Raw genomic sequence first — 15,489 nt, forward strand, 5'->3', positions numbered from 1 at the left:
CCTTAATAGCTGCCGTGAGGGTTATTTTCAATTTCATCAACGGTCACTCTGCGCCACATTTTCACATAACACCAGGTGGTGTAAGCTAAAATGAGTGGCACAAATATAACCACAGCAATAAACATAACATTGAGTGTTCTGTGGCTCGAAACCGCATCCCAAATTGTTAAGCTAATATCAGGGTTATTGCTTGAAGGCATAATAAACGGAAATAACGAAACGCCCGCAGTCATAATCACCCCAATTAACATCACACTGGTTGCTAATAATCCCAAAGCGGGCTTATTCAATTTAGAAAACAGCAGTGCACACAGTGCCATCGCAAATGCCAAAATAGGGAAGGTCATTGTCCATGGACGTTCACTGTAGTTATTAAGCCATGCGCCTTGAGCCGTGGTAACTACTTTTGCCAATGGATCTGCATGACCTTGGGTGTCGCCCATAGAGGCAATTTGATAACCTGTTAGGTTGGCAACCCACACACCGGCCGCTGCAAATAATACTATAAAGGCAAGTAATGAGTAGCGACCATATTGTCCTGAGCGCTCAGCAACTTGATCAGCGGTTCGCAGTTGTAGCCACATTCCCGCGTGTGCAATTAACATGGTAATACTAACTAAGCCGGCAATGAGCGCAAACGGATTAAGTAAGGCAAAAAACGACCCTTGATAACTAACTCTCAATAAATTATCGATATGAAACGGTACACCCAAAAACAAGTTACCAAACGCTACACCAAATACCAGCGCAGGTATGGCACTACCGGCAAACAAGCCCCAGTCCCAGTTATTACGCCAGCGTTTAGAGTCAACCTTAGAGCGATAATCAAAGCCTAAAGGTCTAAAAAATAATGCAAATAACACCAGCATCATGGCAAAGTAAAAACCAGAAAATGCTGCCGCATACACCATAGGCCATGCTGCAAATAAAGCGCCACCTGCGGTTATAAACCATACTTGGTTACCATCCCAATGGGCGCCAATAGTGTTAATAACGGTACGGCGTTCAGAATCTGTTTTGCCGACTAAGCGTAGCAACATGGCAACGCCCATATCCATACCATCGGTAATGGCAAAACCAATTAACAGCACACCTATAATTAACCACCAGAGCATTTTTAATGTTTCATAATCAAAAATCATGATAGTTCTCCTTTAGCAGCCGTGCTGTGATCAGGTAATTCAAAATGGTACTTACCGGTATGAAGGGAGCTTGGTCCTTGCTTAATAAATTTAATCATTAACCATGCTTCAACAATCGCCAGTCCAGTATAGAAAACAATAAAACCAGTTAAGCTAATTAAAATATCATTAACCGTCAGTGATGACGTTGCTAAAAAGGTCGGTAACACTTCAGAAATTGCCCATGGCTGGCGGCCATATTCAGCCACAATCCAACCAAACTCAATGGCAATCCAAGGCAGAGGAATGCTTAATACTGCGGCCCACAACAACCAACGTTTTTGTTCAATAATACGATGGGCGTTGTAATAAAAAGCAAGGATAAATACGCCAAGCATGATCACGCCACAGCCAACCATAATCCTAAATGACCAAAACATAGGACCCACTTTAGGGAAGGAGTCTTTAACGGCTTGTTGTATTTGTGCCTCACTGGCATCTGCTACATTAGGGGTATAACGTTTAAGTAATAAGCCATAGCCTAAATCATCTTTCACGTTATCAAACTTTTCGATATTTTCAGGGGTATCGTCACCTGCGCGAAGTTTTTCTAGGTATTCATAAGCAATCATGCCATTGCGAATACGCTTCTCGTGTTTTTTCTCAAGATCTGAAATACCAATCACTTGTTCATCAAGTGAGCGCGTTGCAATAATACCTAATGCGTAAGGAATTTTAACCGCAGCATGAGTTACTTGCTCTTCAGAGTCAGGAATACCCAGCATGGTAAAAGCGGCGGGGGCTTCTTCGGTATGCCATTCAGCTTCAATGGTCGCGAGTTTTACTTTTTGTACTTCACCGACTTCGTAGCCAGATTCATCACCGAGTAAAATAACACATAAAATAGAGGCTAAACCAAAGCCTGATGCCACCGAGAAGGAACGTTTAGCAAATGCCAAATCACGTCCTTTTAATATGTACCAGCTACTAATCCCAAGCACAAACATAGACGCCGCAACATAACCTGCAGACACAGTATGAATAAACTTAACTTGCGCTACAGGGTTAAATACTAGCTCTGCAAAACTAGTCATTTCCATACGCATGGTTTGATAGTTAAACTCTGCCCCGACTGGGTTTTGCATCCACGCATTAGCAACTAAAATCCATAGCGCAGACATATTAGTGCCCAGCGCCATTAAAAATGTTACCCCTAAATGCTGGCGTTTAGAGAGCCTGTCCCAACCTAAAAAGAACATCCCCACAAAGGTTGATTCTAAAAAGAAGGCCATTAAGCCTTCAATAGCTAGTGGTGCACCAAATACATCACCCACATAATGAGAGTAATACGACCAGTTAGTACCAAACTCAAATTCCATGGTGAGGCCGGTAGCCACACCAATAGCAAAGTTAATACCAAATAACTTGCCCCAAAACTTAGTCATATCACGATAAATCTCGCGACCGGTCATAACATAAACCGATTCCATAATAACTAAAATCCAGGTCATACCGATTGTTAACGGCACAAATAAAAAATGAAATAGAGCGGTGACAGCAAACTGTAATCGCGATAGATCCACAAAGGTTTCATCTATCATTTTTGGCTCCTTTGGTTGTGATGCAGTGACAGCACAAAGCAATTGTTAATGTTTTTAATAAACTTTCAGTAACTTCTGAAAGTTTGCATCATTATTGGCGTTTGTACAATTTTTGTCAACATGTATATTAGAAAACTTTAATATACTATGACATTACATCAGTCTATAAAATACGCAATCATCAATTAAGAGTAAGCTAGAAAAAAGTGGTGCGTTTTAAGCGTTTAACCTAGCCTTAAAACACGGTAAACTAATCGGTATGAACGCCGGGTTTACTTGTGAAAAAATAGCAAATGAAAAAAGATAAAAAACAACTACGAATTGGTATTGTGGCAGGTGAACTGTCGGGCGATATTTTAGGTGAAGGGCTCATAAAAGCGCTTAAAGCGCATTTTCCTGATGCAATTTTTGAAGGTATTGCAGGTCCTAAAATGCAAGCTCAAGGCTGCAAAACGCTGTTTGATATGGATGAACTGTCGGTTATGGGGTTGGTTGAAGTCCTTGGCCGTTTACCGCGTTTACTAAAAATTCGCAAACAACTTGTGCAGCATTTTATTGATAATCCTCCTGATGTGTTTATAGGCATTGACGCGCCCGATTTTAATTTACGTGTAGAAAAACCGTTAAAAGATGCGGGTATTAAAACTGTGCAATACGTTAGCCCTTCAGTGTGGGCGTGGCGTGAAAAACGCATTCACACTATAAGTGCAGCCACTAACTTAGTATTGGCTTTATTACCTTTTGAGAAAGAATTTTACGACAAGCACCAAGTACCTTGTACTTTTGTAGGCCACACATTAGCCGACGACATTGCACTTGAGCACGACGATAGCCAAGCCCGTAGCCAACTAGGCTTAAATGCTGATGACAAGGTGTTAGCGTTATTACCCGGGAGCCGGGGCTCAGAAGTGGGCTTGTTAAGTGAAACCTACATAAAAACAGCGGCTCAGTTGCAAGCACAGAACCCAGCGCTTAAAGTCGTTGTGCCACTGGTGAACGAAAAGCGCAAAGCGCAGTTTATTGCTATTTTAAATGCCACAGCGCCCTCACTAAATGTTAACTTACTAGACGGCCAATCAAATTTAGCCATGCAAGCCGCCGATGCCATATTACTGGCATCAGGTACGGCAACGCTTGAGGGCATGTTATATAAAAAACCAATGGTGGTTGGTTATAAAATTAAACCACTGAGTTATTGGATTTTTAAAACCTTATTTACCTTTAATATTAAATATTTTTCGTTACCTAATTTATTGGCAGACGAAGAATTAGTGCCAGAGTTTTTGCAAAGCGAGTGTAATGTCGCTAATTTAACAGCAGCACTTACCCCTATGCTAAATAGTGACAATAAAGAATTAAAAGCCCGCTTTTTAGCCATACATGAAAAAATTAGATTAGATGCAAGTAAACAAGCTGCAAATGCAGTGGCGGAGTTAATAAATGCAAATTGAACGACCTAATGTAACCCTAATTGCCGGTGTAGATGAAGTGGGTCGTGGACCGCTGGTGGGCGACGTGGTTACTGCCGCTGTTATTTTAAATCCCAATAAGCCAATCGCAGGCTTGGCCGATTCTAAAAAATTAACGGATAAAAAACGTCAATTATTAGCCACTGAAATAAAAGAAAAAGCACTGTGTTACGCCATTGGCCGTTGTAGTCCAAGCGAAATAGATGAGCTAAATATATTACAAGCCACTATGCTTGCCATGAGTCGCGCAGTGGAAGCACTTAGCACCGTGCCTGAATTTGTGTTTGTAGATGGTAACCGCCTGCCTAAATTAGCTATGCCCGCCCAAGCGGTGGTTAAGGGTGATAGCTTAGTCGCTGAAATCTCAGCCGCGTCTATTTTAGCAAAAGTGGCTCGTGATGATGAAATGATTGAACTTGATGCGCGCTATCCACAATATGGGTTTGCAGGGCATAAAGGGTATCCGACTAAAGCACACTTTGCAGCGCTTGAGCAATACGGCGCTATAGATGAGCATCGTAAGAGCTTTAAACCGGTGCAGCGTGTGCTTGCGCTTTCGGGTAAGGAGTAATTATGCCAACTCCTGATTTTGTTCACTTACGAGTGCACTCAGACTTTTCGATGGTTGATGGTTTGGCAAAAACCAAACCAATAGTCGCTAAAGCACAAGAGCTTGAAATGCCAGCGCTGGCAATTACCGATCAAATGAACTTTTGTGGTTTAGTGCGTTTTTATGGCGCAGCGCATAACGCAGGTATCAAGCCACTTGTTGGTGCTGATTTTTGGGTACGTAGTCCTGAGTTTCCTGATGAACCAAGCCGGATAACGTTATTAGCTAAAGATAACACTGGCTATAAAAATATTACTTTATTGATTTCTAAAGCTTACCAACGTGGTCATGTGTTTCATCGCCCAGTGATTGACCGTGAATGGTTAGTTGATTTAAAAGAGGGGCTCATCATACTCTCGGGTGCAAAAGATGGCGATTTAGGAAAAGCATTAATAAAAGGCAACCCCGCTATTGTTGAGTCGGTGGTAAGCTTTTATAAGCAGCACTTTAGCGATCATTATTATATTGAGCTTATTCGCACCAACCGTGCTCAAGAAGAAAATTATTTGCACATGGCAGTGGAGCTTGCAACCACAGAGCAACTGCCAGTGGTGGCTACCAATGAAGTGGTATTTTTAAAGCCAGAAAACTTTGAAGCCCATGAAATTCGGGTGGCTATTTTTGATGGTTATACCCTAGATGATAAACGCCGACCAAAGCGTTTTTCACAAGAGCAATACCTAAAAACGCCAGAGCAAATGGCAGAGCTATTTAGTGATATTCCAGAGGCGTTACAAAATACCGTAGAAATCGCAAAGCGCTGTAATGTAACCGTTCAATTAGGTGAGTATTTCCTACCAGATTACCCTACAGGCTCATTAAAAATTGATGAGTTTTTGGTTAAAGTCTCACAAGATGGACTTGAAGAACGACTGCAATTTTTATTTCCTGATGAACAAGAACGCCAAGAAAAACGCGGCGAATACGATGAGCGTTTAAAGATAGAGCTCGATGTAATTAACCAAATGGGATTTCCTGGTTACTTCTTGATCGTAATGGAATTTATTCAGTGGAGTAAAGATAACAATATTCCAGTAGGTCCAGGGCGTGGTTCAGGTGCGGGCTCCTTAGTAGCTTATGCGCTTAAAATTACCGATCTTGATCCACTAGAGTTCGATTTACTCTTCGAGCGCTTCTTGAATCCAGAACGTGTTTCTATGCCCGACTTTGACGTCGATTTTTGTATGGATAGACGTGATGAAGTAATTGATCACGTATCGGCCTTGTATGGCCGTGATGCGGTATCGCAAATTATTACTTTTGGTACTATGGCGGCCAAAGCGGTTATACGCGATGTAGGCCGGGTACTTGGTCATCCGTATGGATTTGTTGATCGTATTTCTAAGCTTATTCCGGGCGATCCGGGAATGACCTTAGCCAAAGCGTTTGAAGTTGAACCTCGTTTGCAAGAAGCCTACGACGGCGATGAAGAAGTTAAAGACTTAATCGACATGTGTCGTATTCTTGAGGGTTGTACCCGTAATGCCGGTAAGCACGCAGGGGGGGTTGTAATATCGCCGACCACGATTACCGATTTTGCTGCGCTCTATTGTGATGATGAAGGCAAGTTTCCGGTTACTCAGTTTGATAAAAACGATGTAGAAACTGCTGGTTTGGTTAAGTTTGACTTTTTAGGCTTACGTACGCTGACCATCTTGCAGTGGGCAGTGGATATGACCAACGAGCGCTTAAAGCGTGAAGGCAAGCAGCCGGTTGATATCAACACCATTCCACTGAATGATAAAAAAAGTATTGAACTACTGCTGCGCGCTGAAACCACCGCAGTATTCCAGCTAGAATCACGCGGCATGAAAGACCTAGTTCGCCGATTAAAGCCCGATTGCTTCGAAGATATGATAGCCCTTGTTGCTTTGTTCCGTCCAGGTCCACTGCAATCAGGCATGGTAGATAACTTCATCGACCGAAAGCTCGGCAGAGAAGAAATCTCATACCCCGATGCGCAATATCAACACGAAAGTTTAAAGCCTATTCTTGAGCCGACTTACGGCATTATTTTGTATCAAGAACAAGTTATGCAAATAGCGCAGGTGCTGGCCGGTTATACACTAGGCGGCGCCGATATGTTACGTCGTGCCATGGGTAAGAAAAAGCCCGAAGAAATGGCAAAACAGCGCTCAACCTTTGAAGAGGGCGCGCGTAATAATGGCATTGATGGCGAGCTTGCGATAAAAATATTCGACTTGGTTGAAAAGTTCGCGGGTTATGGTTTTAACAAATCTCACTCAGCAGCTTATGCATTGGTATCGTATCAAACGCTGTGGATGAAAACCCATTATCCGGCCGAGTTTATGGCTGCGGTAATGTCGGCCGATATGGATAACACCGACAAAATAGTAACGCTGGTGGATGAGTGTGAAAACATGAAGCTCACTTTGTTACCGCCCGATGTAAACGCTGGTGAATACAAGTTTACTGTTAATCTTCAAGGTGAAGTTGTTTACGGTATAGGAGCAATTAAAGGCGTGGGTGAAGCCCCCGTTGATGCCATATTAGAAGCGCGAGCTAAAGGCGGCCCATTTAAGGATTTATTTGATTTTTGTGCGCGTGTTGATTTAAAACGCTTGAATAAACGTGTCACCGAAAAATTAATTTATGCAGGTGCATTGGATCAGCTAGGACCAGAAAAAAATCAACCAGGGCGAGCAACGCTGCTGGCAAGTTTAAAAGATGCAATGCGCGCAGCCGATCAACACAACAAAGCTGAGCTGTTAGGGCAAAGTGACTTGTTTGGTTTACTGGCCACAGAGCCTGACGAAGTAGAGCAAGCGTTTATTAAAGCCACACCACTTACAGATAATCAATGGCTTGATGGCGAAAAAGATACCTTAGGCCTTTATTTAACTGGCCATCCTATAAACCAGTATCGACGAGAGCTTGGGCATTACACCTCAGGTCGACTCATTGATTTGCAGCCGACTAATCGCGATGTGGTCTCAACTGGGGCGGGCTTGGTGATTGCCGCGAGAACCTTAATTAATAAAAAAGGAAATCGCTGGGGCTTGATAACTTTAGATGACAAAAGCGCCCGAATTGATGTACGCTTGTTTCCAGAACAGTTTGAAATGTACCAAGATATGTTGCAAATCAATAATATTTTGGTGATATCCGGACAGGTCAGCTTTGATAACTTCTCTGGTGGTATTACAATGACCGCCAGAGAAATAAACACCATTGCTCAGGCGCGTGAAAAGCGTATAAAAGCGATTAAGATGACGCTGAATATGGTGCAGATCGAGGCTGGTTTCTTCGATAAATTACAAAAAGTACTCGAACCATACAAAATGGGAACGTGTCCGATCAAGGTATATTATCAACGCCCCGATGCGTTGGTGCAATTAACCCTAGGGATCGAATGGTGTGTTACGCCAAGTGACGACTTAATTCATAAGTTATCGCTGATGGCAGCGCAAAATGTAGAACTAGAATTTAACTAATTAGGTAGTTTAGAGCATGAGCCTCAATTATCTTGATTTTGAGCTTCCAATCGCAGAATTAGAAGCAAAAATTGAAGAATTACAAAATGTAAGCCGCGCTGGCGAATTAGACCTTGGATTAGAAGAGGAAGTCAGCAAGCTTAAAGAAAAGAGCGCACAAATGAAGGAGAAAATTTTCTCTGAACTTGGTGCTTGGCAAGTATCACAGCTAGCACGTCATCCGCTGCGTCCTTATACTCGAGATTATATCGAGCGTATTTTTACGGAATTTGACGAGTTTGCGGGTGATCGTACGTTTGCTAACGACCCTGCAATTTTAGGCGGCGTTGCTCGTTTAGATGGTGAACCTGTTATGGTGATCGGTCAGCAAAAAGGCCGTGGTACTGCTGAAAAAATTAAACGTAATTTTGGCATGCCAAAACCAGAAGGTTACCGTAAAGCATTGCGCTTAATGGAAATGGCTGAGCGTTTTAAAATGCCAATCATGACCTTTATCGACACCCCAGGTGCATACCCAGGTGTTGGCGCAGAAGAGCGTGGTCAGTCTGAAGCAATTGCACGTAACCTAAAAGTAATGGCCGCACTAAAAGTACCTACAATTTGTACTGTTATTGGTGAAGGTGGTTCAGGTGGTGCATTAGCGATTGGTGTTGGCGACAGAGTAAACATGCTGCAATACAGCACTTACTCAGTTATTTCACCAGAAGGCTGTGCCTCTATCTTATGGAAAAGTGCTGATAAAGCGCCACTTGCAGCAGAAGCAATGGGTGTAACAGCCGAGCGCGTTAAAGAGCTAGATTTAATCAACAACCTAGTTGATGAGCCGCTAGGTGGTGCACACCGTAATTATGATGCCATGGCACGTAATTTAAAAGTTCGCCTTAAGCGCGATTTAGCAGACTTACAAGCGTTATCGCTTGAAGAAATGCTTGATCAACGTTACAAGCGTTTAATGTCGTTTGGTTATTGCTAAACATAGCTAAATAACCTGAACTCTGGATAATAAATATATCTCAAGCAGCTATTTTCAGCGCTAACTGCGTTGAATTTACTTGCAATAGGCCAGCTATTGACGCGAAAATTCGCCTTGTTTTCACTGTAAATCTCTGGCTAGAGAGAATAAATCTAATTATTACTATGATTCAATATGTTAGTAAATCTCTTAACCAAAGTTCAGGTTAAATAGAGAAAAAAGCCGCCTATGCGGCTTTTTTTGTTTTAAAATACCGTAACGTAGAGCCTTTTTTATTCGGGTTATTAGCAATTCACTCATTGGTTATAATAATGCACACATCACATATTTATCTGCAGGTACAAAAAGCCCTCAATCATTATATAGAAAACGGGCAATTCACATTTACTGTAGCCTTATCTGGTGGCGTAGATTCGGTGGTGTTGTTGCAGATAATGCATGGGTTAAAAGAGCAGTGGCCACAATTAAATTTAAGTGCAATTTATGTAAATCATGGCTTAAGTGATAACGCCCATCACTGGCAGCAATTTTGCCAAGCACGTTGTGAGCAACTTTCAATTGATTTTAAAGCGGCACACGTCATTATTAAGCAGCAATCGCGCACCAGTATTGAAGCGCAGGCTCGCGAAGCTCGTTATCAAGCACTTGATGAATATAGCCCAAATGATAGTATCATTTTGTTAGGCCAGCATTTAAACGACCAAGTAGAGACATTTTTACTTCGTTTAAAGCGCGGCTCAGGCTTAAAAGGGCTCGGCGCCATGCAGCAAACTCGCGTGCTTGAAAGTGGCCGTGAGTGCTATAGGCCATTATTGGCGGTAAAACGCAGCGAGATAGAAGCGTTTGCCCAGCAATTTAATATTAGCCATATTACCGATGAATCCAACGCCAATGAACGCTTTGATCGTAATTTTTTGCGCCAGCAAATAGTGCCTAAGTTGGCAGAGCGTTTTACTGGATTTGAGCAGTGTACAGCACGAAGTATTGAATTATTGCAGCAGCAACAAGCACTGCTTGATGAATATACCCAGCAAGATCTCGCACAGTGTCTTAACCAACATCAGGCGCTTAATATACAAAATATGGCTCATTACAGCGCTATTCGCATTGCGAATCTTCTGCGCGCATGGCTGGCTCTATTTACCCATACCATGCCTTCGCAAAAACAGTTAATGCAAATAATGAGTCAGGCTATTCATGCGCAAGCTGACGCGCAAATGGTTATTGAGCTAAGCGGTGGGCAAATACGCCGCCACCAGGGTTATCTGTATTTTGTGCAACCGAGGCCTTTAGCCGTTAATATTGAACGGGTAACAAGTCACGAACTAGTGCTTAATGACGGAAAAATACTACAATGTTTGCAAGGGGTGGGTGTACGCGCGCCCAAATCGGATGAACAAGTTAGTGTTCGTTTTAACTGTAATAGCGCGCGTATTAAACCACTAAAAAAGCCAGGCAGTAATACGCTTAAGCATTGGTTTAAAGATGCAAAGGTAGCGCCTTGGCTACGTGCTGATATTCCATTAATTTTTTACAACGATGAGCTAGTACAAGTGGTTGGTTATTTTATTAGTGATAACCATAAAGATGATACTGGTTTTATTTGGGAGTATAAATCATGAGTCAGCAGCCTCATGTTGGGCTGTCGCTTATCAATAAGGCACCCATTGGCATATTAATTACGCTATTGATTGCGGTTTTATCGAATGTATTTTTAACCCTTAATATTACTACCCTCGGCTACGCTGTATTGGGTGGTATGGTATGTGCCGCCATTTTACTTGCCTACTGGTTGGGTAAAGGGGGCGTGTTTTTCATTTTAGGAGTGAGTACGCCTTTACTGTTGGTGCTTTTTACACCACTTGCAACAATTGCGGCATTACTTAATTTACTCAGTGGCTTCTTTTTTGGTTTTTGCACCATGCTACTAATTTACAAATACTTTATATTAAAAAAGTAGCGTAAAAAAGCCCAGCGGGGGAGGCTGGGCTTTTCAAATATTATGTTCTTTTATTGTTTAATAGGCTTTTGCGCAGTTTCGCCCAGATGCTTTTGCTTTATACAAGCCCTTGTCCGCACGAGAAAATATCTCATTTTGGCAATCATCACTGTTAGTTAGGGTAAAACCAATACTGGTTGTTACATTGTACTTAGACATAATCGGTGAGTTTCTTACTAAACGCATGATACGTTCTGCAATCACTTTATTGGTGGTAAAAGCGGGGTCCTCAATTAGTATTGAAAACTCATCGCCACCAAAACGAAATACTGAATCTGTGCCTCTAATACTACTAGATAAAACTGTGGCAAATTCTATTAAAACGTCATCGCCAATTTTATGACCATAGTTATCATTTACTTGTTTAAAATTATCTAAATCAAGCAGCATTAAACTAAATGGATGGCCGTTACGTCTATGATTTTCAAGCTTTTGTTGTAACATGTCATTAAATTGACTACGGTTGTTTAACCCCGTCAACGAGTCTTTTGTTGCTAGCTTTAATACACGGTTGTACATTATTGCATTACGTAGTGGATAAATTAATACACTGTGAAAATGCTGCAGCTTTTTTTCAATAGCCGCACTAAGCGGATATTTTGTGTAATAAGTGAGTGTGCCTAAATGCTCACTTTCAACTTTTAGATCAAATGAGTAGGCTGGATTTTCAACATCACTATTGGGTGTTTTAACATCAATACATGATGTTTGAAAGTGTACCCCAGAAAAATTAAGCAGCTGTTTTGCAAAATTTGCAAATGTGCCTAGAATATCTTCCAGCACTAAGCTGGTTTGCAGTTTGGCCGCCAGCTCATGCAGTGCTGTTGGTGTATTGCTATTGTATTGCTCTGCTGAGAACGGCAAAAATTCACCGCGACCAGAGATACGTTGTGTCAAAATATGAACGTTTTCCACTATTTCTTCCCCCTATAGTATTACTTTTTATAAATAAGCAGATTGCGTGCCATATTTTTATTCTGGCTGAAAGTTATGCGATTGCTATAGTTAAGTCACATCCCATAGATTATTTTAAGGTTTGCGTTGCAAAGTATTAATGCTCAGATTTTTGGACTTTTAGTCGCTGCGGTTTTATTTGTATGGCTATTTAAGCGCATAGGGCTTCCCCCTGTGTTGGCTTATTTGGCTGTGGGTTTATTAGCGGGTGGTCATGGTGTTGGCTGGATGACGCAAAGCCATGAGATGGACTTTATTGCAGAGCTAGGTATTGTATTTTTGCTGTTTAGCTTAGGTTTGGAGTTTTCTGTATCGCGCCTAATGGCGATGCGTAATATTGTATTTGGTTTAGGGTCGCTACAAGTATTTGTTAGTAGTATTTTGCTGATTGTGACTCTGCATTTATTAAATTTTAATTTATTAACCAGTTTTACCATTGGCATTATTATTATGCTCTCCTCTACTGCGGTGGTTGCTAAATTATTAAAAGAGAGCGGCGATTTAAATAAACGCCGAGGGCAATTGGCAATTGGCGTTTTATTATTTCAAGACATTGCTGTTGTACCATTACTAATTATTTTACCGTTATTTGCCAGCAATGACTCAAATGGTATTGGCTGGGTTCTGTTATTTGCACTAACTAAAGGTGCGTTTGTCTGCGTGTTGCTATGGGCAATTGGCAAATGGGTTTTACCTAAAGTCTTTAATGAAGTGGCATTAGCAAAAAGTGATGAGCTATTTGTTTTAACTACCTTATTAGTTGCTTTGTTTGCGGGTTTACTTACTTATTCATTTGGCTTATCAATGGCATTAGGGGCATTTTTAGCGGGTATGATGCTTGGTGAAAGCCATTACCGCCATCAGCTAGAAGCGGATATTCGCCCGTTTCGTGATATTTTAATGGGTTTATTTTTTGTCACCGTAGGTATGCAGCTAGATATCAGCTTTGTTGTTAATTATGCGGGTATTATTGTTGCTGCCTTACTGGGCATTCTAGTCTTAAAAATCACCGTAGTAACCGTATCGTCTTTATTTATGGGGGAGAGAAAACAGGACGCATTAGCTTGCGCTATTATGTTATGGCAAATGGGTGAGTTTGGTTTTGTGTTAATAGCACTCGCAGCACAGCATGACTTACTGAGTGCGGAGCAAGTATCATTTTTAATTGCCATGGGTGTAATTTCTATGGCTCTCACCCCGTATTTAATCGATAAAACCCCCTTTATTTTAAAGCGACTGGGTATGTTAGAGCGCGCTAAGTTTGCCTATGAAGATGAGCCACAAAGCAGTACGCTTTATAATAATCATGTAGTTATATGTGGATTTTCTCGGGTAGGGCAAACTATTGCTCGCTTTTTATCGCCAGAGGCTATTGATTATGTGGCCATTGAAAGCGATCCCATATTAGTGCAAGAAGGAAAAGCGGCGGGTGAACCGTTATTGTTTGGTCATGTTGAGCAAAAAGATATTTTAAAGTGTGCAGGGGTAGAGCGAGCACGCTTAGTGATTATTACTTTTACGGAATTTCAACAAACTCAAATAGTGATTGATGCCATAAAGCAGGTTGCTCCTAGGGTAAAAATACTCATAAGAACCCGTGACGACAGCCAACTAGAGCGTTTAAAAGATTTAGGCGTCACTGAGGTTGTTCCTGAGGCATTAGAGGCAAGCTTAATGCTGGTCTCACATGTGTTGTCTATGTCGGGTGTACCAATGAGCCGAATAATTCGCCGTGTTAGTAGCGAAAGACGTAACCGCTATAAGCTATTACAAAGTTTTTTTGCAGGCGAAAACATCGAAAGCGATACCAATTTGCCCGAACGGTTAGAGTACTTACATGTCATTGCCTTGCCGGATAAAGCATTTGCGGTAAACAAGGCTATTAGTGAGCTTAATTTAGCTAAAAGAAAGGTGTTAATTAAGGCGCTTCGGCGTAAAGGTGAAGAGATAGAGATGCCACAAGAGCATACCGTACTATACGCAAATGATATTATAGTGTTGCAAGGCAAACCTAGGCGAGTAGAGCATGTTGAGCATTACTTGCTCGATGGCATTGAGTAAGAGTAGCCTCTTAGTCTAGCTCTAAAAACTTTCTCATCTCGGGCAGTTGCTTCATGCCATCTTCGTATCCAATTTGAATTAAGTGCTGGGTATAGCGTTTTTCAAATAATAAGTAACTGGTTAAACTCGACTGAGAGCGTTTTTTTACACCGATCATACGCAGTAACACTTTAATTGCCCAAGGCATATCATCATAGTATTGCGCTGCAATTGCATTAAAGTTTTGCGAGGGGTTAATGATAAAGCTGTCTATTTGTTTTAACTCTTGATGCTTTTGTCTATCGGGTAATAACCCCAGCGTACGATTTACTCGATCTAATCGTTCTAAATCAGATTGCATAGTGTCGGTAAATACACTGTCGAGTAAGTGGCCTGCTACAGCAGAAAGCCCGGGGAAATGCGCAGAGTAACCTGGAGGGTGAGGTTCCTTGGGTTGTTCAACACCAATAATAAATATTTTATTTGCCCCTAAGTGAATAGACGGGCTTAAAGGTGAAAGTTGATGTATAGAACCATCACCAAAGTAGTGGTTATAAATATTTACACTAGGAAAAACCATAGGAATAGCACTTGAGGCCATTAAATGCTCAACATTAATTCGCGTAGCGCGACCTTCGCGTTTTGCTCGCTGCCAAGAATGCTGCGTATTTGACTGAAAAAAAGCAACAGAATCACCGGTCGTATAACTAGATGCTGTAATCGACAGCGCCTCTAAGTAGTCACGATGTAAGTTACGTTCAATTCGATGTAAATCAAGAATATCGTTTAATAGCTTTCTAAGTGGCCGATTATTTAATAAGCTCGCCGGTGGATGGTTTATATGCTCAGACTGAAAACTAGTTAAAATATTACGAGTAATATGACCAAACACACTCAAAAAGTCACTTTTATATACCATAGAGGTGGAAAAGTTTTTCCATACTGTCTCTAGCTTTCTAACGGCTAAATGCATACATGAAGCGTAACACGCTAACGCCGCAGAATTAATTGCGCCAGCAGATGTACCATTTATCACTCTAAAGGGCAGCGGGGCAGTTCTGGGCATACTTTGCGCTAATGCTTTTAACACGCCCACTTGGTAAGCTGCTCGGGCACCACCACCGGTGAGTAATAAAGCCACTTTTGGTTTACTAGGATCGACTTGCTTAATTTTCATGTTACGTATTTAAACTGTTCACTGTCTTTACTTTATTTATTCACTGTAAGTCTTTAAGCTAGAAGAATCAAAGGATACATAACTTACATT

Annotated in this window: 11 protein-coding genes; 7 read left to right on the forward strand and 4 right to left on the reverse strand. The window is 41.5% G+C overall.

Translation table 11 applies throughout. The features are described 5' to 3' along the window. Positions 1-2: 2 nt before the first annotated feature. Entirely contained in the window at positions 3-1,142 is a 1,140-nt protein-coding gene (gene cydB, locus AN392_RS11230; RefSeq protein WP_008110962.1) for a cytochrome d ubiquinol oxidase subunit II, read from the reverse strand. Beyond that, the gene (locus AN392_RS11235) at positions 1,139-2,722 is read right to left on the reverse strand and encodes a cytochrome ubiquinol oxidase subunit I (RefSeq protein ID WP_054202420.1); all 1,584 of its coding nucleotides are present in this window, start codon (positions 2,720-2,722) and stop codon (positions 1,139-1,141) included. Before AN392_RS11235 ends, cydB begins: the two co-directional genes overlap by 4 nt. 293 nt (positions 2,723-3,015) lie before the next feature. Between AN392_RS11235 and lpxB the strand changes: the two genes are divergently transcribed. The 6 genes from lpxB to AN392_RS11265 all read left to right on the forward strand — a co-directional run bounded on the left by lpxB (position 3,016) and on the right by AN392_RS11265 (position 11,189). Continuing rightward, positions 3,016-4,173 (forward strand): lipid-A-disaccharide synthase, encoded by a 1,158-nt coding sequence (lpxB, locus tag AN392_RS11240; RefSeq protein WP_008110958.1) that lies wholly within the window; start codon positions 3,016-3,018, stop codon positions 4,171-4,173. Beyond that, on the forward strand, positions 4,163-4,762 hold the full coding sequence (gene rnhB / locus AN392_RS11245) for a ribonuclease HII (protein WP_010388148.1): 600 nt from the start codon (positions 4,163-4,165) through the stop codon (positions 4,760-4,762). The genes lpxB and rnhB overlap by 11 nt, the downstream gene beginning before the upstream one ends. A gap of 2 nt (positions 4,763-4,764) precedes the next feature. Beyond that, complete coding sequence (gene dnaE / locus AN392_RS11250) at positions 4,765-8,256, forward strand: DNA polymerase III subunit alpha (protein ID WP_055012774.1); 3,492 nt, start codon at positions 4,765-4,767, stop codon at positions 8,254-8,256. 16 nt (positions 8,257-8,272) lie between these two features. Next, a complete protein-coding gene (gene accA, locus AN392_RS11255) occupies positions 8,273-9,229 on the forward strand; it encodes an acetyl-CoA carboxylase carboxyl transferase subunit alpha (protein WP_008110950.1) in 957 nt (318 codons plus the stop codon). A gap of 311 nt (positions 9,230-9,540) precedes the next feature. Further along, positions 9,541-10,851 (forward strand): tRNA lysidine(34) synthetase TilS, encoded by a 1,311-nt coding sequence (tilS, locus tag AN392_RS11260; protein WP_055012775.1) that lies wholly within the window; start codon positions 9,541-9,543, stop codon positions 10,849-10,851. After that, the gene (locus AN392_RS11265; protein WP_054202423.1) at positions 10,848-11,189 is read left to right on the forward strand and encodes a hypothetical protein; all 342 of its coding nucleotides are present in this window, start codon (positions 10,848-10,850) and stop codon (positions 11,187-11,189) included. The genes tilS and AN392_RS11265 overlap by 4 nt, the downstream gene beginning before the upstream one ends. Positions 11,190-11,246: 57 nt before the next feature. Here the strand turns inward: AN392_RS11265 and AN392_RS11270 are convergent, their stop codons facing one another. After that, positions 11,247-12,143 carry a GGDEF domain-containing protein gene (locus AN392_RS11270; protein WP_055012776.1) on the reverse strand — a complete coding sequence of 299 codons (897 nt, stop codon included), beginning with the start codon at positions 12,141-12,143 and terminating at the stop codon, positions 11,247-11,249. Positions 12,144-12,269: 126 nt separating this feature from the next. Here AN392_RS11270 and AN392_RS11275 point away from each other — a divergent pair, with 126 nt between their 5' ends. Then, on the forward strand, positions 12,270-14,243 hold the full coding sequence (locus AN392_RS11275) for a monovalent cation:proton antiporter-2 (CPA2) family protein (RefSeq protein ID WP_055012777.1): 1,974 nt from the start codon (positions 12,270-12,272) through the stop codon (positions 14,241-14,243). A 10-nt stretch (positions 14,244-14,253) separates the two neighbouring features. Here the strand turns inward: AN392_RS11275 and AN392_RS11280 are convergent, their stop codons facing one another. Further along, positions 14,254-15,399, reverse strand: coding sequence for a patatin-like phospholipase family protein (locus tag AN392_RS11280; protein WP_010388160.1), 1,146 nt, complete (start codon positions 15,397-15,399; stop codon positions 14,254-14,256). Positions 15,400-15,489: the final 90 nt, after the last annotated feature.

This window comes from Pseudoalteromonas sp. P1-16-1b (genome assembly GCF_001401785.1).
GTDB classification, from domain to species: domain Bacteria; phylum Pseudomonadota; class Gammaproteobacteria; order Enterobacterales; family Alteromonadaceae; genus Pseudoalteromonas; species Pseudoalteromonas undina.